Origin of the sequence: Sphingobium sp. HWE2-09 (genome assembly GCF_035989265.1) — a bacterium.
Lineage (GTDB): Bacteria > Pseudomonadota > Alphaproteobacteria > Sphingomonadales > Sphingomonadaceae > Sphingobium.
The window spans coordinates 1-21,523 of the sequence record NZ_JAYKZX010000003.1; the positions used below are offsets into that span (position 1 = coordinate 1).

Annotated in this window: 21 protein-coding genes and 2 pseudogenes; 12 read left to right on the forward strand and 11 right to left on the reverse strand. The window is 64.1% G+C overall.

The features are described from left to right. Positions 1-1,161 (reverse strand): phospholipase D-like domain-containing protein (locus U5A89_RS05510; protein WP_338160210.1); only part of this gene is annotated, 1,161 nt, incomplete at its 3' end. 124 nt (positions 1,162-1,285) lie between these two features. Here U5A89_RS05510 and rpoZ point away from each other — a divergent pair. Then, on the forward strand, positions 1,286-1,630 hold the full coding sequence (gene rpoZ, locus U5A89_RS05515; protein WP_298401009.1) for a DNA-directed RNA polymerase subunit omega: 345 nt from the start codon (positions 1,286-1,288) through the stop codon (positions 1,628-1,630). Positions 1,631-1,749: 119 nt separating this feature from the next. Here the strand turns inward: rpoZ and U5A89_RS05520 are convergent, their stop codons facing one another. After that, positions 1,750-2,109 (reverse strand): glycine zipper 2TM domain-containing protein, encoded by a 360-nt coding sequence (locus tag U5A89_RS05520; RefSeq protein WP_338160211.1) that lies wholly within the window; start codon positions 2,107-2,109, stop codon positions 1,750-1,752. Positions 2,110-2,238: 129 nt separating this feature from the next. Continuing rightward, positions 2,239-2,933 (reverse strand): annotated as a pseudogene (gene ung / locus U5A89_RS05525) (uracil-DNA glycosylase). A 97-nt stretch (positions 2,934-3,030) separates the two neighbouring features. On the opposite strand from ung, the gene bla reads away from it, so the two are divergent. The 3 genes from bla to U5A89_RS05540 are packed head-to-tail and all read left to right on the forward strand — an operon-like array spanning position 3,031 to position 5,622. Next, on the forward strand, positions 3,031-4,086 hold the full coding sequence (gene bla / locus U5A89_RS05530; RefSeq protein WP_338160212.1) for a class A beta-lactamase: 1,056 nt from the start codon (positions 3,031-3,033) through the stop codon (positions 4,084-4,086). A 48-nt stretch (positions 4,087-4,134) separates the two neighbouring features. Further along, entirely contained in the window at positions 4,135-4,497 is a 363-nt protein-coding gene (locus U5A89_RS05535) for an Mpo1-like protein (RefSeq protein ID WP_338160213.1), read from the forward strand. A 57-nt stretch (positions 4,498-4,554) separates the two neighbouring features. Then, complete coding sequence (locus tag U5A89_RS05540; RefSeq protein WP_338160214.1) at positions 4,555-5,622, forward strand: GNAT family N-acetyltransferase; 1,068 nt, start codon at positions 4,555-4,557, stop codon at positions 5,620-5,622. Here U5A89_RS05540 and U5A89_RS05545 read toward each other — a convergent pair. Then, positions 5,600-6,469: a cupin-like domain-containing protein gene (locus U5A89_RS05545; RefSeq protein ID WP_338160215.1), complete on the reverse strand. Its 870-nt coding sequence runs from the start codon at positions 6,467-6,469 to the stop codon at positions 5,600-5,602. The genes U5A89_RS05540 and U5A89_RS05545 overlap by 23 nt on opposite strands. After that, positions 6,466-7,596, reverse strand: a complete 1,131-nt coding sequence (locus U5A89_RS05550) for a GNAT family N-acetyltransferase (RefSeq protein ID WP_338160216.1) — start codon at positions 7,594-7,596, stop codon at positions 6,466-6,468. Before U5A89_RS05550 ends, U5A89_RS05545 begins: the two co-directional genes overlap by 4 nt. 155 nt (positions 7,597-7,751) lie before the next feature. Here U5A89_RS05550 and U5A89_RS05555 point away from each other — a divergent pair, with 155 nt between their 5' ends. The 4 genes and pseudogenes from U5A89_RS05555 to U5A89_RS05570 all read left to right on the forward strand — a co-directional run bounded on the left by U5A89_RS05555 (position 7,752) and on the right by U5A89_RS05570 (position 11,470). Next, the gene (locus tag U5A89_RS05555) at positions 7,752-8,753 is read left to right on the forward strand and encodes an NAD-dependent epimerase/dehydratase family protein (RefSeq protein WP_338160217.1); all 1,002 of its coding nucleotides are present in this window, start codon (positions 7,752-7,754) and stop codon (positions 8,751-8,753) included. Between the two features lie 290 nt (positions 8,754-9,043). Beyond that, positions 9,044-10,054: a KpsF/GutQ family sugar-phosphate isomerase gene (locus U5A89_RS05560; RefSeq protein ID WP_338160218.1), complete on the forward strand. Its 1,011-nt coding sequence runs from the start codon at positions 9,044-9,046 to the stop codon at positions 10,052-10,054. Between the two features lie 41 nt (positions 10,055-10,095). Beyond that, positions 10,096-10,859 (forward strand): annotated as a pseudogene (locus U5A89_RS05565) (cytidylyltransferase domain-containing protein). A gap of 17 nt (positions 10,860-10,876) precedes the next feature. Next, the gene (locus tag U5A89_RS05570) at positions 10,877-11,470 is read left to right on the forward strand and encodes a histidine phosphatase family protein (RefSeq protein ID WP_338160219.1); all 594 of its coding nucleotides are present in this window, start codon (positions 10,877-10,879) and stop codon (positions 11,468-11,470) included. 69 nt (positions 11,471-11,539) lie between these two features. Here the strand turns inward: U5A89_RS05570 and dmeF are convergent, their stop codons facing one another. Next, positions 11,540-12,538 carry a CDF family Co(II)/Ni(II) efflux transporter DmeF gene (gene dmeF, locus U5A89_RS05575; protein ID WP_338160220.1) on the reverse strand — a complete coding sequence of 333 codons (999 nt, stop codon included), beginning with the start codon at positions 12,536-12,538 and terminating at the stop codon, positions 11,540-11,542. Then, positions 12,535-12,807, reverse strand: coding sequence for a metal/formaldehyde-sensitive transcriptional repressor (locus U5A89_RS05580; protein WP_338160221.1), 273 nt, complete (start codon positions 12,805-12,807; stop codon positions 12,535-12,537). Before U5A89_RS05580 ends, dmeF begins: the two co-directional genes overlap by 4 nt. Before the next feature lie 145 nt (positions 12,808-12,952). Here U5A89_RS05580 and crtY point away from each other — a divergent pair, with 145 nt between their 5' ends. The 4 genes from crtY to U5A89_RS05600 all read left to right on the forward strand — a co-directional run bounded on the left by crtY (position 12,953) and on the right by U5A89_RS05600 (position 17,276). Beyond that, complete coding sequence (crtY, locus tag U5A89_RS05585) at positions 12,953-14,101, forward strand: lycopene beta-cyclase CrtY (protein ID WP_338160222.1); 1,149 nt, start codon at positions 12,953-12,955, stop codon at positions 14,099-14,101. Next, on the forward strand, positions 14,101-15,585 hold the full coding sequence (locus U5A89_RS05590; RefSeq protein ID WP_338160223.1) for a phytoene desaturase: 1,485 nt from the start codon (positions 14,101-14,103) through the stop codon (positions 15,583-15,585). Before crtY ends, U5A89_RS05590 begins: the two co-directional genes overlap by 1 nt. Before the next feature lie 25 nt (positions 15,586-15,610). After that, positions 15,611-16,192 carry an LOG family protein gene (locus tag U5A89_RS05595; RefSeq protein WP_338160224.1) on the forward strand — a complete coding sequence of 194 codons (582 nt, stop codon included), beginning with the start codon at positions 15,611-15,613 and terminating at the stop codon, positions 16,190-16,192. Between the two features lie 133 nt (positions 16,193-16,325). Beyond that, positions 16,326-17,276 (forward strand): phytoene/squalene synthase family protein, encoded by a 951-nt coding sequence (locus tag U5A89_RS05600; RefSeq protein ID WP_338160225.1) that lies wholly within the window; start codon positions 16,326-16,328, stop codon positions 17,274-17,276. A gap of 154 nt (positions 17,277-17,430) precedes the next feature. Here U5A89_RS05600 and U5A89_RS05605 read toward each other — a convergent pair whose 3' ends face one another. The 4 genes from U5A89_RS05605 to tldD all read right to left on the reverse strand — a co-directional run bounded on the left by U5A89_RS05605 (position 17,431) and on the right by tldD (position 21,377). Then, positions 17,431-18,777 (reverse strand): ammonium transporter, encoded by a 1,347-nt coding sequence (locus U5A89_RS05605; RefSeq protein ID WP_338160226.1) that lies wholly within the window; start codon positions 18,775-18,777, stop codon positions 17,431-17,433. A gap of 13 nt (positions 18,778-18,790) precedes the next feature. After that, entirely contained in the window at positions 18,791-19,129 is a 339-nt protein-coding gene (locus tag U5A89_RS05610; protein WP_004209785.1) for a P-II family nitrogen regulator, read from the reverse strand. Positions 19,130-19,284: 155 nt separating this feature from the next. Then, positions 19,285-19,860 (reverse strand): DUF924 family protein, encoded by a 576-nt coding sequence (locus U5A89_RS05615; protein ID WP_338160227.1) that lies wholly within the window; start codon positions 19,858-19,860, stop codon positions 19,285-19,287. 74 nt (positions 19,861-19,934) lie between these two features. After that, positions 19,935-21,377 (reverse strand): metalloprotease TldD, encoded by a 1,443-nt coding sequence (tldD, locus tag U5A89_RS05620; RefSeq protein ID WP_338160228.1) that lies wholly within the window; start codon positions 21,375-21,377, stop codon positions 19,935-19,937. Positions 21,378-21,523 lie beyond the last annotated feature (146 nt).

The following is a 21,523-nucleotide window of genomic DNA, read 5'->3' on the forward strand; positions in this document are numbered from 1 at the left end:
ATAGCTGACCCACTGCTTCAGCAAAGTGAGGCCGCTACGCCCGGATCGGTGCGACTCCAGGCTGATCGCACGGCTCTGCGTCGCTTCCCGCGCGATGAACTGGCGCACCTGCGCCGCAAAGCCCGCATCCTCCACCCGCAACATCACCTCCAGGTTGATGAAAAGGCTGCGCATGTCGAAATTGGCCGACCCAATATAGACGGCATCGTCGATGACGATCAGCTTGCTGTGCAATTTGCACGGCTGATATTCATATATCTCCACCCCGCGCTTGAGCAGCGGCCCATAGAGCAGGCGCGACGCCGCGACCGTGGCGCCATTGTCCGATATCATCGGCAGCACGATGCGCGCGCCTTCCCGTCGCGCGGCGCGGGCGATGCGCTTGAGCATTCCCCGGCCGGGCGAGAAATAGGCAGCGATCATATCGACCCGCCGCGCCTGTTCCAGGTCATGCTTCACCACCTGCGCCCAGGGGCTTAGCCGCCGGGTGGGTCCACCGATCAGCCAGCGGAACGGGTCGGCGGGATGATGATGCAGCGAGGGATGCCATTGTCGGACCATGCGCCGCAGCGTGCGGAACCGGTGCTTCCTGGTCGATCCCCACCGCCACAACTGCCCATACCAGCGGGTCATCGCCTCGACCTGCTCGCCGATGATCAGCAGGCCGATGTCGCGCCAATGATCGTCCGCCGGAATGCCGAAATAGCCATCCTCGATATTGAAGCCGCCGATCATCAGCCGCTTGTCGTCTGCGATCGCCATCTTCTGATGATTGCGGATCAGGTAGCGGGTCGATCGGCCCGTCCCGAACCGCGCGAAATGTCCACCCGCTTCCACCAATGGCGCGAAGAAGGCGTCGTCCGTCCTGGACGATCCGAACCCGTCCACCATCAGCGTCACCGCCACCCCACGCCGCCGCGCCGCGATCAGCGCGTCGCGCACCAACCTGCCGCTGCCGTCGTCAGCGAAGATATAGTAATAGAGCTTCAAACTGTGCCGCGCCCCGTCGATCAGGGCGATCAGCGTCTCGCGCAGGGCCGCACCGTCGGCGATCAGGCGCAACTGATTGCCGTGCAGGTCCAGACGGATATCGTCCGGGGCGACGCTGGCAGGGCCATGGGCAGAAACAGGACGGGCGGGGGCAGGATCGATGGTCGCCATGCCCCACCATGCCGATTTTCTTTGCGCCTAGCCATGGCTTTATGGCTTTACATTGACTCTTGATCGAACCGCTGCTAGGCGGCCAATTCACGACTTTCCTTCCGTTATTTGCAGGAGGCCCTGTTTGGCCCGCGTTACCGTCGAAGATTGCGTCGACAAGGTTACCAACCGTTTTGACCTCGTCCTTCTCGCCGCCCAGCGCGCGCGGGAAATTTCCGGCGGCGCCGAGCTGACGCTCGACCGCGACCGGGACAAAAATCCCGTCGTCGCCCTGCGTGAGATCGCAGAGGAAACCGTTATGCCCGCCGATCTTCATGATTCGGTCGTTGCCTCGCTGCAGAAGGTGCAGATCGATGATGACGATACGCCGGATGAAATCGGCTCGATCGCCCAGTCGGCGGAGGCTCTGCGCCTGACCGCCGCGGCCCCGCCGCGCAACCAGAATATCGGTGGCGACTACGACGGCTGATCGCCTCACAAGTTTGGAGAGGAACGAAGGCCCGGCCTGCGCAAGCAGGACCGGGCCTCACTTTTCCTGGCGTTAAAGAAAAGGCGCGGGGGACGGCAAGTCCCTCGCGCCTTTCCTGTTTAGCAGCTGCCGTTGCGGTCGATCGCCCGGCCGGCCAGCGCACCAGCGCCAGCACCGATGATCGTGCCCGGCGCACGGTCGCCACGGGTGTCGATGGAGCGACCCAGCAGCGCACCGGCTACGCCGCCGACCAGCAGGCCGGTGGTGCCGCCCGACTTGCGGCAGCGATAGCGGTCGTCGCGATAGCCGCGACGGTCGGCATAACGGTCACCGCGATAATGATCACCACGATAGCGGTCGCCGCGATATTCGCGATGACCGCGACGGTCATGGTCGCGGGCATAGGACATGGACGGCGCGACCGCGCTCAGGGTGGCGGCGGCAAGGGCGATGGCCAGAGCGGCTTTACGAATGATCATGTGACTTCTCCTCAGACCTGGTTTCTTTGACTGTGATCTGGGTATCGCATGAGATGGTTGTTTCGTTCCTGAACCGGATTGTTATGCCCCATTCAGCAAGCAGCGCCGCGGTCGGTTCCGAAGCCTGTCTTAAGCCCTGGCCAGTTCCGGCAACGCCCAGTCGATCGCGCCGCGCCCCTTCGCCTCCAGAAAGGCGTTGGCCTTCGAAAAAGGGCGCGAACCCAGGAATCCGTTATGGGCGGACAGGGGGAAGGGTGGGCCGACTTGATCACCAGATGGCGGCTTTGGTCCACGAAACCGGCCTTGCGCTGGGCGTAGGCGCCCCACAGCATGAAGACGACGGGCTCGTGCTTTTCCGCGACGATCCGCACTACCGCGTCGGTGAACTGTTCCCAGCCCTTGCCCTGATGCGACGCCGCCCGCCCCATTTCGACCGTCAGCACGCTGTTGAGTAACAGCACGCCCTGCTTCGCCCAATGCTCCAGAAAGCCGTGGTTCGCCCGCGCGATGCCCAGGTCCGCCTCCATCTCCTTGTAGATATTGACCAGCGACGGCGGCGTCCGCACGCCCGGCTGCACCGAAAAGCACAGGCCATGCGCCTGCCCCTCGCCATGATAGGGGTCTTGCCCCAATATCACCACCTTCACCTGGTCCAACGGGGTGAGGTCCAGCGCGCGGAAATATTCGCTGCCCTTGGGAAAGATGCGTTTGCCCGCCGCCTTCTCCGCCTGCAAAAACTGCTTCAGCCCCTGCATATGCGGGGCGGCGAACTGGTCGGCCAGGGGCGCGCGCCAGCTTTCGTGCAGCTTGATGGTATCGCTCATGCCCGTCTGATGGCGCGCGGCGCAAATGCCTGTCAACCTGTCTGATCCAATGCAAAGCCTCTTGCCTCCCGCGCATCGATCCGCGACAGGCAAATTCATGTCGCTCCGTCGTTCGATCAGCCTGTTCGCCGCCTTCGGCCTGTTCCTCGCGCCCCTGCCCAGTGCCGACGCGTTCGGCCCGCCGCCCAAGCCCCTGGCCCAGCAGACGGCCGAGGCCAAGCTGCTGGGCGAATTTGCCCGCTTCGCCAGCCTTTCCGACGGCACCGTCGGCATCGCCGCGCGCGATTTGCAGACGGGCGAGACGCAGGCGCTGAACGGCGACACGCTCTTCCCGATGGCCAGCGCCTATAAGGTCGCGGTGGCCGGGCGCATCTTCGCATTGGTCGATGCAGGCGAAGCGCGGCTCGACGAACAACTGGTGCTCGATCCCGCACTGGCGAGCGAAGGCGGCATCGCCTGGATGTTCTCCCGCCCCGGCGCGACCCTGTCGATCGACCGGCTGCTCGAACTGATGCTCCAGAAGAGCGACAATAATGCGACCGACGTGCTGGTCGCGCGCGCAGGCGGGCCGCAGGCGATCACGGCGTTCGTGACGAAACTGGGCGTCACCGGGCTGCGCGTCGACAGCGACACCGCGCATCTTCTCTATCGCGCCATGGGCATCCACCCGCTATCGGGCAGCTTCCGCCAGAATGCCGACGCCGCCCGCCGCGCCGATCCGCAACTGGTCACGCGCGATATACGCGACCTGCCCAATATGGCCTTCGCGACCGAACTGGAGGATACCTCCACGCCCACAGCGATGCTCGACCTCATCACCGCCTATGAATCGGGCCGCGCCCTTTCGGCCGTCAGTACCCAGCGGCTGTTCACCATCATGGCGCATTGCGAAACCGGCAAGAAGCGGATCGTCGGCATGTTGCCGCCCGGCACGGCAGTCGCGCACAAGACGGGGTCGTTGAACGGCATCGGCAATGATGTCGGCGTCGTCCGCCTGCCCGACGGTCGCCGCTTCGCGATCGCCGTCTTCGTCATGAAGGATGGCAAGGGCCACGTTTCGCGCGACCGCATCATCGCGGAAGCCGCCCGCGCCGCCTATGACTATTTCCTCTATGCTCCCGACAGGGCGCACGGTCTGGCGCATAACGGTTAACGGCGATCGCAGGAATCGTTACGCTTAGGGTCAGAGAGGATGCCCCTGATGCCCCTGACCCGCTTCCGCGATTTCTGGCCCTATTATCTCCAGGAACATGCGCGTCCGGGCACGCGCGCGTTGCATTATGCGGGCACCAGTATGGTCGTCGCGCTGTTGGCGGCGGCGCCTTTTGCCGGGCGCTGGTGGATGGCGGCGGCTTTGCCTTTGGCGGGCTACGGCTTCGCCTGGGCCGGGCACGGCCTGATCGAACATAATCGCCCCGCCACCTTCCGCTATCCGCTCTGGTCGCTGCGCGCCGATTTCGTCATGTGGTATCGCTTCCTCACCGGCCATATGCGCCATGATCTGGCCCGCGCCGGGGTGCGCCCGGATGGCACGGTCGATCCGGCGCGCCGCGTTTGTGCCTGATGGATTTGGCTGACCGATCCGCTTGACCCGCCCTCACGCTCTGCCACAAAGGGCGCGATGGCATTATCCGCGACCTTCTCGCAGCCCGACCGGGCCACTCTGGCGCAGCGCTGGCAGGCGCTTGAGGCGCAATCCGACGCGTCCTTCTTCCTGCGCTGGACCTGGGTGGGCGCATGGCTCGACAGCTATCCCGTCCATCCCGACCTGCTCGCCATCATTGACGAGGCAGGCCAGGATGTCGCGCTGGCGCTGGTCGGCCATGCGATGCAACCGCGCCTGCTCGGCAACGTCGCGACGCTCAGCCTCAACCAGTCCGGCGACGTGCAGGCCGACCGCCCCTATGTCGAATATAATGGCATGTTGGCGCAAGCGGGTCGGGAAGGGGAGGCGACCGTCGCCGCTCTGGCCGCCCTGTCCCGCCGTCGCGACTGGCGCGCCCTGCGGCTGAGCGGCATCTCGCCCAGCTCGTCGCTGCTGGCGCTCCCCGTACGCCGCCGCATCCGCACCGATATGTCGCCCGTCTATCAGGTCGATCTCGACGCCGTGCGCGCTGCCGATGGCGACTATCTCTCCCTGCTCAGCAGCAATACGCGCAGCCAGATCCGCCGCGCGATGAAGGATCATGGCGGCCCGCTGCCCGACATCGCGGTCGGCAGCCTGGACGATATCACCCCCTGGCTGGACGATATGGCGGCGCTCAACGGCGGCCGCCACGTCGACAATGCCTGGGACGATTCCGGTTTTCGCGGTTTCGTCGCCACGATCGCCGCGCGCGGCCTGCCATCGGGTGAGGTCGAATTGCTGCGCTTCACCGATGCAGGCGGTGTCGTCGGGCTGCTGGTCAATTTCGTCCATCGCGGCGTCGCGATGAACTATCAGTCCGCCTTCGCCGCGCCGCGCGCGACCAAGGACAAGCCCGGCCTGCTCTGCCATGCGGCGGCGGTCGGCCGTTATGCCGCCCATGGGCTGACGCGCTATTCGCTGCTGGCGGGGAAGGATCGCTATAAGCAGAGCCTCGCCACCTGCGAAGAGTCGCTGGAATGGTGGGTGCTGGAACGGTTCAGCCCGCGCCTCGAAGTCGAAGCGCTGCTGCGTCGGCTGCTTAAGCGCCCAGCTTCCGCATGATGCGATAGATCAGACGGCGCACGCCCTGCGTTTCGGGCTGCGCGCTGACCGTGCCGACCGGCAGTCCGCGTTTGCGCAGCAGCGCATTGAAACTGTGCAATTCGCCCTCTGCCACGCTGCGTTCCGATCGCCATGTCACCGACAGGCTGACCGATACGGTGGGGCCGTTCTCCACGAAATGCGGTGCCTTCACCGGCACATGGATGGCGTCGCCCGGCTCCAGCCGCACCGCCGTGCCACGCGCCTTGAACCCGTCCTGCCAGACCAGGTTGCGATGCCCGCCGCCGTGGAAATCCTCGCTCTTCTGCGCGGGCACCAGCTGCTGGTCGCGCGCGGGAAAGACGGTCATCGTCTTTATGCCCATGATCTGGAGCAGGATATTATGCTCCGGGTCCATATGGAACGGCGTGACGCTGCCGGGCGACGACAGGAAAATGAACGCCTCGCGATGCAGCATCGGCCCGGTCTTCTCCGAAACGATCGGCGCCAGTTCCGCCAACACCGCGTCCAGTAGGGCAGCATAGGCCGGGTCGCGCTCGACATTCTTCAGCACGGCCCAGCTGCCATTGGTGTCGATCGTCCGGATCGTTTCGCCCAGCGTCAGCCCGTTGGACGGCGTGTCTTCCGCGCGCACGCCCAGCGGCAGCTTGCCCAGATTATATTCGACCGAACTGGCAGGCATACGCTCGGCTAGAACCGCCAGCGCTTCCAATGTCAGCAGCCCATGGCCGACCAGCCCATGGGTCAGCCGCGTCGATCGGTCGGGATAGGCGGCGGCAAAGGCGGCGCGCGCCTCGTCGGGGAAGGTGGCGCTGACGGCCGGTGCGATCGGGCTATGGGCGGTCATGCCTGTCCTTTCAGCTTTCTGGCGATGGTTTCGACCCCGTTGGCGATCGCGAAGGCGGCGCTGCGCTGCATCCGCGTAGCGCCCGCGCCATGCAGGGCGATGCGATATTGCACGATGGTCCGTCGTTCCGCCCACAGGCTGTCGATCATCGGATGGTCGGGTGCGGCGCAACTGTCCATCCAGCCGATCGCCGGATCGGCCTGCACCGCATGAAGATTGGCGATCTCGATCAGCACGCCGGGCGAAAAGCGGCCCAGCTCCTCGTCGAATGCGATCTTGAAGGAAAAGGCGCCCTCGCCATGGCGGAAATTGACCAGCATCGCGATCGCCCGGTCATCCAGGTCGATTCGCAACATATGCAGCCGTCCCGCCTCGAAGGCGGCGGCGCAGGCCGCGCGGAAGAAAGCGGCGTCGGCGGGCTTGCATCCCAGCGCCGTGCCTTCCTGTCCCTTCCATCCTGACGCCTCCAGCGCCAGAAAATCGCCGCACCAGCGCGCCAGATCCTGTCCGTCAATGAGCAACCGCGTTTCGACCGCCCCCAGTTCCGCCAGCCTCTTTTGCAGACGGCGCAACTCCTTGCGCTTCTTGGACCGGACATGCGTATCCCAATAGGCATCGGCGGTCAGGTCAGACCGCAGCATCGCCCGGTCGTAGCGATGGATTTCCAGCCGTCCGCGCCGCTGCTCGACGCACAGCGCCTCCAGCGCGGCGGCATTGGCCCCGGCCGCGTCCAGCCCCTCCAGATGCAGGAAACCGCTGGCCCAGCGCGCCTCGTCCAGTTGCGCCAGAAAGCCCCGCCAGGCCGCCATCTCATGATCCCGGCGGATGATCGGCGCGCCGAAGAAGCAATGATCGTGCATCCAGTTGCCGACGCAGCCGATCGGCAGGCGCCCGTGGCGCGGCTTTCGAACGACCGGCAGCAATCCGATCGCGATGTCGCCCGCCCGCACCTCGATCAACTGCACGCCCCGATCCGCCGCCAGATGGTCGATCGCCGCGCCCAGCATGTCGGGCGCGTAGAAAGCATTGGCTTCGGCGGCATCCTGCGCCAGCGCGATCCAGCGCGCGCGTTGCCCTTGCCCGGCCGAACCGGGGGTGGGGGCCGTGGGATGCGATGCCATGTCCATGGCCCCGCCATAGGCAATAAAGATTAGAGGGCGGTAAAGATCGGGAAAGCCTTATGCCCTACATACAACGTCTGGCGGATCGGGGCTTTACAAGCCGTGCCAGAGTGTCGGAGACGGGGGAGGTCGCGTGCCCGCCCATGCCAAGAAGGAAATGCATGACTATCCTGGTTACCGGAGCCGCCGGCTTCATCGGTATGCATGTCGCCGACCGGCTGCTAGCGCAGGGCCATGCCGTCGTCGGCATCGACAATATGAACGACTATTATCCGGTCGCGCTGAAACGCGCCCGCATCGCCCGTTTGCAGGCGGCGCATGGCCGGCTGTTCACCTTTCACGAACTGGATTTCGCCGATCTCGACGCGCTGCACGCCGCGCTGGCCGACCAGGTGATCGAAGCGATCGTGCATCTGGGCGCGCAGGCAGGGGTGCGCTATTCGCTGATCAACCCCCATGCCTATGTCCGCTCCAACCTGGCGGGCCATGTCAACATGCTGGAACTGGCGCGCGAACGGCGGGTGCGGCATCTGGTCTATGCCTCCTCCTCGTCAGTCTATGGCGGCAACGACATGCTGCCTTTCCGCGTGGAGGATCGCGCCGACCATCCCGTCTCCCTCTACGCCGCGACCAAGCGCGCCGACGAACTGATGAGCGAAACCTACGCCCATCTCTTCCGCATCCCGATGACGGGCCTGCGCTTCTTCACTGTTTATGGTCCCTGGGGCCGCCCGGACATGGCGATGTGGATCTTCACCGCCAAAATCCTCGCTGGTGAACCGATCCCGGTGTTCAATCATGGGCGGATGCAACGCGATTTCACCTATATTGACGATATCGTCGATGGCGTCGTCGCCTGCCTTGATCATCCCCCCGCAGACGATGGCGCGATCAAGGCGGGCGGCAGCCGCGCCCCGCACCGGCTCTACAATATCGGCAACAACCGACCCGAAGAACTGATGCACCTCATCGCCGTGCTCGAAGATGCACTCGGGCAAAAAGCGCAGATCGACTTTCAGCCGATGCAGCCTGGCGACGTCCACGCCACCTATGCCGACATCAGCGCGATCACCCAGGATATCGGTTTCGCGCCCGCAACCCGAATCGAGTCGGGGGTGCCGCAATTCGTGCAATGGTATCGCGACTATTGCGCTGCAGGATAAAAGAACCAGCCGTATCTACGTAAATTGCAAAAGGTTCCACGGCTCATCGCTGTAAATAATCCATTCACCTTGGCACACTGGAAACTGGATCGGCTATGGCTATTTTCATTTCGCAGTTGCAAAATGGATTGCCATAAGTGCCTGAAACGGCGTAAGTCATGAACCACGCCGGTTGCAAAATCGGCTAGGGGTCGCGGAACGAAGGAAAGACGACACATCGAATACGGTGTTCGTCGCCGTTGATCTGGCCGGATGTTCCGGCTTTGAGAGGCGGATAAAAGGGCAAACGCGTGTCGACACCAGCTTCGAAAATTGTACCGTTCGGCTCGGGCGGCCGTATCGTTGAGACTGCCTGCCGCAGCCTCTCCATCGCAGCCTTCGGCTTGAACGCCTTGGAAGCCAAATTCTCGGATCGGGATTTTGCCGCGACCTTCCTGCGCGTCATCGGCGTGATCATGAAGGTGCGTGGCCGCGTCATCGTCACCGGCATCGGCAAGAGCGGCATCGTCGCGCGCAAGATGACGGCAACGCTCACCTCCACCGGCACCCCGGCGATCTTCCTGCACCCCGCGGACGCGGGCCATGGCGATTTGGGCATGATCACGCCCGACGACGCCGTGCTGATGCTGTCCCATTCGGGCGAATCGACCGAACTCGGCCCGATCATCCATTATTGCAAGCGCTTCGCCATCCCGCTGGTCGGCATCACGGCCCAGCCCAACAGCACGGTCGCCATGGCGGCGGACATGTGCGTGGTGATGCCGGAGGTCGAGGAATCCTGCCCCAATTCGCTGGCGCCTACGACTTCGACCACGGTGCAGATGGCGCTGGGCGATGCGATCGCCATTTCGCTCATGGAAATGCGCGGCTTTTCTGCCGACGATTTTCACAAATTCCACCCCAACGGCAAATTGGGCGCGCAACTGATCAAGGTGCGCGAACTGATGGCCAAGGGCGATAGCGTGCCGATGGTGCGCGAAGACGCGTCCCTGCTCGACGCCACCATCGAAATGACCCGCGCACGTCTGGGCGGCACCGCGATCGTCGATCGAAACGGGCGGCTGATCGGCGCCTTCACCGATGGCGACCTGCGTCGCACCGTGACCGGCAAGCAGAATCTGACCGAAGCCGTGGGTCGTTCGATGACGCTGACGCCGCTGGCCGTCGGTCCGGATGAACTGGCGTCCGAAGTGCTGCGCCTGATGCATGAACGTAACGTCATGCTGCTTTTCGTCTGCGACAATGGCCGCCTGGTCGGCGCGGTCCATATGCACGATCTGCTGCACGCCGGGGTCGCCTGAGCCTTCTCGTCGTCATTCCCGCGCGGGCAGGATCGTCCCGCCTGCCGCGCAAGCCGTTGCGGCTGATTGCGGGCCGAACGCTGCTGCACCGCACGATCGCGATGGCGCGTGCGGCGATAGGTGCGCGCGATGACGTAACCCTGACCGTGGCGACCGACGACGATGCCATCGCCGATCATGCGCGCGCTGCGGGCTGCGACGCGGTGATGACCGACAGCGCCATCGCGACCGGCTCGGGCCGCGCGCTCGCCGCCGCGCTCGCGCAACCTGCGCCGCCACAATTTATCGTCAATCTCCAGGGCGACTCGCCCTTCCAGCCCGAAGGCGCCTTGAACGCCGTGATCGCCGCGCTGCAGGCAGGCGCACCGGTCGCGACGCCCGTCATCGCACTGGATTGGCCCGCGCTCGATGCCATGCGCGACCATAAGACGCGCTCACCTTTCAGCGGCACGACCTGCGCCCGCGCGGCGGACGGCCATGCTTTGTGGTTTTCCAAGACGATCATTCCCGCGATTCGCGGAGAGGCGCAGTTGCGCGAAACCGCGCCGCGTTCTCCGGTGTGGCGCCATGTCGGCCTCTACGGCTATGCGCTGGATGCGCTGCAGCGGTTCGAAGCCTGCCCGCCCACCATGCTGGAAAATCTGGAGGGGCTGGAGCAATTGCGCCTGCTGGAACTGGGCATTCCGGTCATGACTGTCGCGGTCGATCCCCCCGATTCGACAGCAGCGGCATCGATACCGAAGCCGACATCAGCCGGGTCGAGGCGCTGATCGCCCTCTATGGCGATCCGACGCCCCTGCTCTGACCCGCCCGACCATCGTCATGCGCCGCCTCTTCATCATCCGCCACGGCAACACCTTCACGAGCAGCGTCGACGCACGCCGTGTCGGTGCCCGCACCGACATTCCGCTGGTGGCCAGCGGTCGCGATCAGGCCGATCATCTCGGGCGCTGGTTCGCGGATCAGAACTTGCCGATCGCGCGCCTGCTCTCCAGCCCGCTGCTGCGCGCCCGCGAAACGGCGGATCGCATCGCCGCCGCGACGGGGCATGCGTCGGATGGCACGCGCGCCTGGCTGGGCGAAATCGACCATGGTCCCGACGAAGGGCAACCCGAATCCGACGTACTCGCTCGCATCGGTGCACAGGCGCTGGCCGACTGGGACGAACGCGGCATCGCGCCCGATGGTTGGATCGTCGATGCCGACGCCCGCATCGCGGCATGGCGCGTTTTTTTTACAGAAGCGGGGGAAGGGGCCGACCTGCTCGTCACCAGCAACGGCGCGGCCCGTTTCGCCCTGATCGCCGCCGGACTGCCGCTGGCATCGCTCAAGCTGCGCACCGGCGCATTCGGCGAACTGCTCGTGGATGACAACGGCACTGTCACGCTGGCCTGCTGGGACGAGCGTCCACTTTAACCCTTATACAATAATGCTACGTGTTCCCGCGCAGGCGGGAACCCAGTCCCGCCCTATGGGCCATATACGTCAGCCGCACTCCACGGTAACATGCTCCATCCGCGGCAGGGCACGCACTTTCGCGCGCACCCGGGGCGCATCGGCGCCAGGCGCCAAGCTGATGATCGCCGCATGCGCATGCGGCCCGATGCGCCACACATGCAGGTCGCGAATGGTCGCGCCTTCCCCCTCGGCCACTCGCCGCACCGTCGCCATCAGCGCCGGTTCGGCGGTGTCCAGCAGGATCGCGGCGGTATCCTTCATCAAGCCCCAGGCCCAGCGCGCGATCACCGCCGCGCCCAGCAGGCCGACCGCCGGGTCCATCCACCACCAACCCAGATAGCGCCCCGCCAGCAACGCGCCGATCGCCAGCACCGACGTCAGCGCATCGGTCAGCACATGCACATAGGCAGCGCGCAGATTATTGTCGGCATAGCCATGCCCCTGCGCATTGCCATGATCATGCCCGTGATCGTGGCTATGGTCATGCCCCAGCAAGACCGCGCTGATGATGTTGATCACCAGCCCCACGACTGCGACCAAAGTCGCCTCGCCAAAGGCGACATGGATCGGCTCGAACAGCCGCATCCCCGATTCGACCGCTATGAACAGCGCAGTCACCCCCAGCAGCAGTGCGGAAGCAAAGCCCGACAGGTCGCCCACCTTGCCCGTCCCGAACGTATAGCGCGGATTGCGCGCATGACGCCGGGCATAGCCATAGGCCGCCGCCGCCACCGCCAGCGCGCCCGCATGGGTCGCCATATGGAACCCGTCCGCCAGCAGTGCCATCGATCCGGTGATCCAGCCGAAGACGATCTCCACCACCATCGTCGCTGCGGTCAGCCATACGACCCAGATCGTCCGCTTCGCATTCTGGTCATGCCCGGCGGACAGGTAGATATGATCGAAATAATGGCTTTCCTCGCCATCGTCGGACCCGGTGTCTGCGTTCAGGGGTGCAGCCATGGCGTCGGCATGGCGATGGCCGCCATGATCATGGTCGTGGTGATGATCGTCGTGCATCGTCATTTCCCGTATCGGCGGATCAGCGCCAGCATTTCCTCGGTCGCGGCCTGGCGCGCTGCATCACTCAGTCCCGGCCGGGCGACATGCTCGCGCATATGCTGCTCGATCAGTTCCTCCATCAGGCTCCCCACCGCGCCGCGCACCGATGCGACCAGTTGCAACGTTTCCGAACAGCCCGCATCGCCGGACAACTGCCGCTCCACGGCGGCTACCTGTCCTGCAATCCGGCGTACCCGCGCCAACAATTTTTCTCGATCCGCGACGATATGCATAGGATACCCCCCTATCCTATATGTAGGTATTTGCAAAGGGGGCGTTGATCGATGGCGTGCTCCCCGCTCGGGTGGGAACCTAGTTCTGCCGTCAACGCTTCGTTCCGGCCTTCACTTGGACCCGGACACCTTCTACCACGTGCCTATGAAGACCGATCTCGACTGCGACCTCGCCATCATCGGCGGCGGCCTGGCCGGTGGGCTGATCGCGCTCGCCTTCGCCGCCCTGCGCCCCGATGTCCGGCTGCTATTGGTGGAGCAAGGGGACCGGCCCGGCGGCAACCATATCTGGTCCTTCTTCGACGGCGATGTCGCGCCCGCCGATCGCTGGCTGGTCGATCCGCTGATCGCCCATCGCTGGCCGCAGGGACATAGCGTCCATTTCCCGGGCTATCAGCGGGATCTGGCGACCCCCTATAACAGCGTTTCAACTGTCCAATTCGCTGTCGCACTCGAACGCGCATTGGGTGATCGGCTGCTGACCGGCACGACGGTGCAAAAGGTCGGCCCGCAATCGGTAAAACTGGCCGACCACTGCACCATCCGGGCATCGGCCGTCATTGATGCCCGCGGCGCAGGCGACCTGTCGGCGCTACGCTGCGGCTGGCAGAAATTCGTCGGCCATACCTTGAGTCTCGATGCGCCCCATGGCGTCGACCGTCCGATCATCATGGACGCGACGGTCGATCAGATCGACGGCTATCGATTCGTCTATCTGCTGCCCTGGGACGACCGCACCCTCTTCATCGAGGACACCTATTATAGCGACACGCCGGACCTCGACGTGCCAGCGCTCGACGCCCGCATCGCGGCCTATGCCCAAGCGAAAGGCTGGCATGGCGATATCGTCCATCGCGAACAGGGCGTCCTGCCGGTCGTCCATGGCGGCGATTTCGACCTTTATTGGCCCAAGGACGATCCGGTCGCCCGCGCTGGCGTGCGCGCCGGCTTGTTCCAGCCGATGACCGGCTATTCCCTGCCCGACGCCGTGCGGTTCGCGCTCTGGCTGGCGGACCAGCCACTTGACGGCCTACCCGTTGCAACCCGCGCCTATGCCAGGGCGCATTGGCGGCGGGGCGGCTATTACCGGCTCCTGGGAAAAATGCTCTTCGGCGCGGCTGCCCCCGACCAGCGCTGGCGCATCTTTGCGCGCTTCTATCGTCTGGCGCCGGACCTGATCCAGCGCTTCTATGCGGGCCGTTCGTCCATGACTGACCGTTTGCGCATCTTGTGCGGACGCCCGCCTGTACCCATAAGGGACGCCATGCGAACATTATGGAACCCGCCCGCCTGATGACCAACAGGACAGCGATCGTCATCGGCGCGGGCTTTGGCGGCCTGGCGCTGGCCATCCGCCTGCAATCGGCCGGTATCGACACGACCCTGGTCGAAGGACGCGATCGCCCCGGCGGCCGCGCCTATATGTGGGAAAAGGACGGCTTCACCTTTGATGCCGGGCCGACCGTCATCACCGACCCGGACTGCCTGGCCGAACTCTGGCGTCTGTCGGGCCATGACATGGCGCAGGACGTCACCCTGATGCCGGTGTCGCCTTTCTACCGGCTCAACTGGCGCGACGGCACCAATTTCGATTACAGCAACGACGAAGCCGCGCTGCGCGCCGAAATCGCCAAGCTCGATCCGGGCGACGTCGCGGGCTATGACCGCTTCTGCGATTATGCCGCGGGCGTCTTTGAAGAGGGCTATCGTAAGCTCGGCTCGGTCGCCTTCCTCGACTTCGCCTCGATGATCAAGGCGGCGCCCAGCCTCGCCAAATATCAGGCGTGGCGCTCGGTCTATTCGGTCGTCGCGAGCCATGTGAAGAATGAAAAGCTACGCGAGGCTTTGTCCTTCCACACGCTTTTGGTCGGCGGCAATCCGATGAAGACCAGCGCCATCTACGCCCTGATCCACAAGCTGGAGAAGGATGGCGGCGTCTGGTTCGCCAAAGGTGGCACCAATCGGCTCGTTCAGGGCATGGCGACCCATTTCGAACGGCTCGGCGGCACGCTGCGCCTGGGCGATCCCGTCACCCGCATCGAAACCTATGGCGACAAGGCGACCGCCGTCCACACCGCATCGGGCTGGCGCGGGGAGGCGGACGCCATCGCCACTAACGCCGATCTGATGCACAGCTATCGCGACCTGCTGGGCCATCATCCGCGTGGGGCAAAGCAGGGCGAGAAGCTGGCGCAAAAACGCTGGTCGCCCAGCCTTTTCGTGCTGCATTTCGGCATCAAGGGTAGTTGGCCCGGCATCCCGCATCACATGATCCTGTTCGGGCCGCGTTATGAAGGGCTGCTCACCGACATTTACGATCATGGCGTGCTACCGCAGGATTTCTCGCTCTATTTGCATCACCCGACCGTCACCGATCCGTCGATGGCGCCGGATGGGCATTCGACCTTCTATGCGCTCGCCCCAGTGCCGCACATGGGCAAGCTGCCGATCGACTGGGACCAGTTCGGCCCGGCCTATGCCGAACGCATATTGGACGAAATCCAGCATCGCCTGATTCCCGACATCCGATCGCGTATCGTGACGCAGTTCCATTATGCGCCCAGCGACTTTGGCCGTGATCTGAACGCACATATGGGCAGCGCCTTCAGCCTGGAGCCGTTGCTGACGCAAAGCGCCTGGTTCCGCGCGCATAATCGCGACGATGTCATTCCCAACCTCTATCTGGTAGGGGCCGGCACCCATCCCGGCGCGGGCATTCCCGGCGTGGTGGGCAGCGCCAAGGCGACCGCGGCGCTGATGCTGGATGACTTGAAATAAGGGCGCGGCCCTACGGACGGACATAATGAAAAGACTGGCAGTCTATTGCGGATCGGCGACCCCCGCCGACCTTACCTATATCGATGCGGCACGGCATGTCGGCCGCACTTTGGCGGAGCGCGGCATCGGCGTCGTCTATGGCGGCGGACGCCTCGGCCTCATGGGTGCGGTGGCGGACGCCGCGCTGGAGGCAGGCGGCGAGGTGATCGGCGTCATCCCCGAAGCGCTGGTCGGCGCTGAGGTCGCCCATCGCGGCTGTACCGAATTGCACGTCGTCCAGACCATGCACCAGCGCAAGCAGCTCTTCACCGACCTTTCGGATGGCTTCGTCACGCTGCCCGGCGGCGTCGGCACGATGGACGAATTGTGGGAAGCGATCAGTTGGGCGCAACTGGGCTATCATAGCAAGCCGGTCGGTCTGCTCAACGTCGCGGGCTTCTACGACCAGCTGATCGGCTTCAACCGGCAGATGGTGGAGGCAGGCTTCATCCGCGCCCAACATGCCGGGATCATGATCCACGCCGATAGTATCGAAGGGCTGGTCGATTCCATGGCCGCTTACCAGCCGCATGAGACGATCTTCGCGATGAAGGCGGCGCGGCTATAGCCATATAAAACTCATCCGTTCGCTTCGAGCGAAGTCGAGAAGTGGTTGGCACATCATTTTGTGTTTCTCGCCTCTGCTCGAAACGAACGGACCTTGGGTGACTTTCCTTGCAAGGCAGGGCATGTCTCGCCACATGTCCTCTTCAGTTCCCGACCGCGCCGCCCTTGTTGCCCACGCCCGCGACAGCATCGCGCGCGGCTCCAAATCCTTCGCCCTGGCGTCCAAGCTGTTCGATCCTGTCACGCGCGAACGCGCCTGGCTGCTCTACGCCTGGTGCCGCAAGTGCGACGACATCGCCGACGGGCAGGACCATGGCGGCACGCTGACTGGTGTAGCGGACGGGCAGGCGCGGCTATCGACCATTCGTGTGCTGACCGACAGGGCGCTACGCGGCGAACCGACCGGCGACCCGGCCTTTGACGGTTTCGGCGTGGTGATGCGGGAATGCGTCATTCCGGAGCGTTACGCCCATGATCTGATCGAAGGGTTCGCGCTCGACGCCCGCGATTGGCGTCCGCGCAGCGAGGCCGACATGCTGCGCTATTGCTATCATGTCGCGGGCGCCGTCGGCTGCATGATGGCGGTGTTGATGGGCGTCGATCCCAACGACCAGACGACGCTCGACCGCGCCTGCGATCTGGGCCTTGCCTTTCAACTCGCCAATATTGCCCGCGACATTAGCGAGGACGAAGCGGCGGACCGTTGCTATCTGCCCCAGGAGTGGCTGGCCGAAATGGATATCCCGCCCGGTGAACATATGAAGCCCTGGGTCCGGCCGCGCCTGGCGATCTTGTCGCGCAGGCTGGCCGACATGGCCGCCGCCTATGAGGACAGCGCCCGCCACGGCACCGGCGCATTGCCGCCGCGCGCGGCCTGGGCGGTGTTGGCGGCAGCGGGCATCTATGGCGATATCGCGCGAGAAGTGGCGCGTCGTGGCGAGCAGGCATGGGATCATCGCGTGATGACGTCCAAGCGCGACAAGCTGGGCTGGGTGATCCGCGCAGGCCTGAACGTACCAGCGCGCGCGCGCCGCTGGCCCGCTGCCACGCCACGCAGCGACATGCTCTGGACGCGGCCCGCCTGAACAGGCACGCGATCTATACATCGTATTTCTCTAAAGCAAAAAAAGGGCCGGTACTTTCGTACCGGCCCGAGGCATGTTCGCAGGAGGAACAAGGTGGGGCGGGCGGGCCATTTCCTGTTGGGGCGGCCCGCCCTGCCAAACTTATGCCCGGATATCAGGCGTTGTAAGCGCGCTCGCCATGCTCGCCGAGGTCCAGGCCTTCATATTCGACCTCTTGGCTGACCCGCAGACCGGTGACGGCCTTGGCGATGAAGATGGCGATGGTGGTGCCGATGCTGGCCCAGATGATGGTCACGACGACCGCTTCGATCTGCACGAGCAGCTTGGCGCCGATCACATAGTCCGCAGCGCCCGGTCCACCGAAGGTCGGCGAATAGACGATGGCGGTGCCGATGGCGCCGATCATGCCGCCGATGCCGTGGATGCCGAAGGCGTCCAGCGAGTCGTCATAGCCAAGCTTGGGCTTGAGGACGGTGACGGCATAGAAGCAGACGATCGAAGCGACCGCGCCCAGGATGATCGCGCCGAACGGGCCGGAATTGCCCGCAGCAGGCGTGACGGCGACGAGGCCGGCGATGATACCCGAGCAGAAGCCCAGCGCCGAACCCTTGTGACCGTTCAGCTTTTCGGCAAGCATCCAGAACAGGCCAGCCGAAGCGGTGGCGACGAAGGTGTTGATCATGGCGAGAGCCGCCGAACCATTGGCTTCCAGCGCCGAACCGGCGTTGAAGCCGAACCAGCCGACCCACAGCAGGCCGGTGCCGACGCCAGTCAGCGTCAGGCTGTGCGGTGCCATCGGCTCCTTGGGGTAGCCGATGCGCTTGCCCAGGATGATGCAGGCCACCAGCGCGGAAACGCCCGCATTGATGTGGACCACGGTGCCGCCGGCGAAATCGAGCGCACCAGCCTTGAAGAAATAGCCCGAAGCCGCCCAGACCATGTGCGCGATCGGGAAATAGACGATCGTCAGCCAGACAGCGGCGAACACCATCACGGCCGAAAATTTGATGCGCTCGACCACCGAACCCAGCACCAGCGCGACAGTGATCGCGGCGAAGGTCATCTGGAAGCAGACGAACACATATTCAGGGATTTCGACGCCTGCGGTGAAGGTCGCGGCCTGCGATGCGGGCGTGATGCCCTTCAGGAACGCCTTGTCGAAGGTCGATACGAAGTTGGACAGGCCGCTGGTGTAATCGGGGCCAAAGGCCATCGAATAGCCGTACATCACCCAGATCAGCATCGCGAGACAGGCGGCAGCGCCGATCTGCGTCATCACCGACAGCATGTTCTTGCTGCGGACCAGGCCGCCGTAGAACAGGGCCAGGCCCGGCAGGATCATGGCAAGGACCAGGACGGTAGCGGTCATCATCCAGGCGGTGTCGCCCTTGTCGACCGTGGCGGCGGGTGCCGCTGCGGCCTGCGCCCAGGCAGGCAGTGCGGCGAACAGCGACAGGCCGGTTGCCCCCGCTACCCCGCAAAGTTTCTTGGAAAAGGTCATTATTTCCCCCTTCTTACAGCGCGGTTTCGCCGGTCTCGCCGGTGCGGATGCGCACGGCCTGACCGACATCGAGGACGAAGATCTTGCCATCGCCGATGGCGCCCGAATTGGCGGCCGCCTGGGTCGCTTCCACGACGCGGGGCGCTAGGTCGTCGTCGCAGACCACCTCGATCTTGATCTTCGGGACCATATTGGTCGAATATTCGGCGCCGCGGTAGATTTCGGTCTGCCCCTTCTGGCGGCCGAAGCCCTTCACTTCGCTGACCGTCATTCCTGCGATGCCGAGCGAGGAGAGTGCCTCGCGGACATCGTCAAGCTTGAACGGCTTGATGATAGCCATGACAAGTTTCATGTCGCCCCCTGTTACTGGTGTGCGGAGACTACTCAGCAAGAGGCGTGCCAATATGCTAACGGCGCGTTAATGCGGGCTGTCGTCAGGCTGGACCATGTTGCGCCGCCAAAAAAATGGGCAGCATCGTCATGCTGCCTAAAAAACGGGCATATGCCCTACCAACTTGCGCCTTCCGCTACCGCATCCGCCTCTTGTGGAAGCGTATCGCGGCCAAGGACGGCGTTACGATGCGGAAAACGGCCGAAGCGTAATATGGTTGCATGATGTTGGCGCGCGAAATGGATCCAATGCTCATCGCCTGCCCCTTCGAACAGCGTCAGCGACAGATCCTGATCCTCGATCTCTTCGCTATGCTGAAACGGCATGTAGAAGAATAGCCGCCCGGATCCGCCAATCTGGATATCATAGCCTTGCGCAATCGCGCCGCGCGCCACATCGCGAGCCAGCGCATCCGTCGCAAAGGCCTTGGCGCTTTCGCGGAACATGTTGCGCGGCAATTGGTCGAACAAAAGGATTGCCGCCAATGCATCATCAGCGCGATCGAGGAAAGATTCGGCAGCCAGGATCCGTTTTTCTTCCCAAAGCGCCCCGAAACGTTCGGCACATATCTGGTCCAGCGACGGATCATGGCTCCACCATCCCGCTTCGCCTACCTGATTGAACCAGAAATCAAGCAAAGCCGCAGCCCAATCGGCGGTCACTGCATCATGGCTGTCGGTCAGCATGTTCATGCCGAACCAATGAAAGAGCGGCAGTCCGGTTCCCGCCGCTCATTGCGAAAAAATCTCTACTGGTCGCTTGATGATCAGGTCGCGGTGCCGCCGACCGTCAGGCCTTCCATCAACAAGGTGGGCTGTCCGACGCCCGCTGGCACGCTCTGCCCGCCCTTTCCGCACATACCGACGCCTTCGTCCAGCGCCCAGTCGCGTCCAACGCCGATCACCTTGGTCAGCGCAGTGGGACCGTCACCGATCAGGGTCGCGCCCTTGATCGGATCGCCCAACTTGCCATTGTCGACCTTATAGGCCTCGGTGCAAGAAAAGACGAACTTGCCCGACACGATATCGACCTGCCCGCCACCAAAGCTCTTGGCGAAAATGCCCGACTTCATGCGGCTCAGCAATTCCTCGGGATCATCCTGCCCGCCCTTGATGAAGGTATTGGTCATGCGCGGCATCGGCGCATGGGCGTAGCTTTCGCGGCGGCCATTGCCTGTAGGCGCAACGTCCATCAGGCGCGCGTTCAGGCGGTCCTGCATATAGCCTTTGAGAATGCCGTCCTCGATCAGGATATTTTCCTGCGTCGGCGTGCCTTCATCATCGATCGACAGCGATCCCCGGCGATTGAGGATCGCGCCATCGTCCACCACCGTGACGCCGGGCGCTGCGACACGCTCGCCGATACGCCCGGAAAAGGCGCTGGTCCCCTTGCGATTGAAATCACCTTCCAACCCATGACCGATCGCCTCATGAACGAGCACGCCCGGCCAGCCCGGGCCAAGCAGCACGGTCATCTCGCCCGCAGGCGCCGCGACCGATCGCATATTGACCTTCGCCTGCGCCAAGGCTTCGTCGATCGCGCGGTTCCAGATCGCAGGCGCCATCACCTCGTCATACAGGTAACGGCCGCCGATTCCGAAAGTGCCGGTTTCGCGGCGGCCATTTTCCTCAAGGATTATCGATATATTAAGGCGCACCAGCGGGCGGATGTCGGTCGCGGTAAAACCATCGGCGCGCACGATTTCGACCACCGACCAACTGCCCGACAGACTGACCGAGACCTGCGCGACACGCGGATCGCGGGCGCGCGCAGCCGCGTCGATCTCGCCGCACAGCTTCACCTTTTCGGCGAAGGGGACGATCTCCAGCGGATTGGCATCGGTATAGAGATGGCGATTGGTGCGCTGCGGGGGCGGGGCGGGCGGACTGCTGGCCGGATCGAGCAGGCTCAGCGTCTGCGCCGCCTTGGCAATGGCCGCCTCGCTAATGTCGTTGGCATGGGCAAAACCGGTCATCTCGCCAGACACGCCGCGCAGGCCAAAGCCCGCATCGGTCGAATAATCGGCGGTCTTGAGCCGACCATCGTCAAAACCGAAGCTCTCGCTCGCCCGATATTGCAGATAAAGCTCACCGTCGTCACACGCGGCCAGCGCTTGCGCGGTCAGGCGGCGTGCGCCGTCGGGATCGAGCAGGCCCGGACGATAGAGCAGGCCGCGGGCATCGGTGAACAGGGGAGCGATGTCGGTCATGCCCTTGATATAGGGGCGCTCGCCGACAAGCCCAACGGAATTTTTAGAGCGATTTCCAATCAGATGAAACGTAGTTCGGCGAAGCCAATTATCTGATGGCTCGGAAATCACGGCAGAACATAAAGCTTGAGCGGTTGATCCGATGC